Origin of the sequence: Methylobacterium sp. CCH5-D2 (assembly GCF_001556475.1) — a bacterium.
GTDB lineage: Bacteria > Pseudomonadota > Alphaproteobacteria > Rhizobiales > Beijerinckiaceae > Methylobacterium > Methylobacterium hispanicum.
On sequence record NZ_LSIX01000837.1, the window covers coordinates 1 to 845 of the forward strand.

The 845-nt window shown below is 71.6% G+C and carries 1 protein-coding gene and 1 tRNA gene; one reads left to right on the top strand and one right to left on the bottom strand.

All coding sequences use genetic code 11. From position 1 onward, the window contains the following. A partial coding sequence (locus AX737_RS22025) for a redoxin domain-containing protein (RefSeq protein ID WP_156453888.1) occupies nt 1–411 on the bottom strand: 411 nt, incomplete at its 3' end. Between the two features lie 293 nt (nt 412–704). Here AX737_RS22025 and AX737_RS22030 point away from each other — a divergent pair. Next, nucleotides 705–781, top strand: a tRNA-Arg gene (locus AX737_RS22030). The last annotated feature ends 64 nt before the right edge of the window (nt 782–845 follow it).

Below are 845 nucleotides of genomic sequence, written 5' to 3' on the forward strand. Positions count from 1 at the left end.
GTGGAGCGTCGGATCGACCACCATCCAGCACTGCCGGTAGGGCCGGGGGCCCTGGCCCTCGCTGGTCACGCCGCAGCGCCGGCTCAGCGCGCCGTCGAAGTCGAGCACGATCCGGAAGCCCGGCATCAGGTCCCGGACCCGGCCCTCGGCCTCGTCCCGGGGATCGATGCTGACGCCGAAGAAGCTCGCGCGGGAATCGTCGAAGCGGGCGCGCTCGCGCAGGGCCGCCGCGAGGGCGGCTCCCCCCTGCGGGTCGGCGGCGGAGCCGAAGAAGCAGAGCACGATGTAGCGGCCGGCCAGGGTGTCGATGGCAAAGCTCGGCCTGCCTTGCGTGCGGGGCGCGACCTGCGGGAACAGGTCTCCCGGGCCGAGGGGCACGGGGGAGGCGAGGACTGGAATCTGGACGTTCATCGCGGGCCACCGGATCTGCGAAGCTTCCGGTAGGGCCGGCGGAAACGGACGTCGACTGTCAGATCTGCCAGTCACCCTGTCAGATCTGACAGGGTGGCGGGCCGCCGCGATGCTGATGTCCGCTCACATCCGCGCGAGGACGGACAGTAACGCCCGGCTCGGCACGCCCGCCCGTCATGGCCGCCCATCATGGCCGTCCATCATGGCCACGTCGCCCCGCCGCGGACCGGCGCGCGTGGCGGGGCGAACCCTTGACCGGTGGCGCCCGGCATGGTGTTTCGGCCCGCGCGACCGGCCCCGTAGCTCAGCTGGATAGAGCACTCGCCTTCTAAGCGAGATGTCGCAGGTTCGAGCCCTGCCGGGGTCGCCAGCCCGTCTAGAGCGCTCTTGCGCCGAAGTGGACGCCGGTTCGGCGCAAGAGAGCGCGTCAAGAC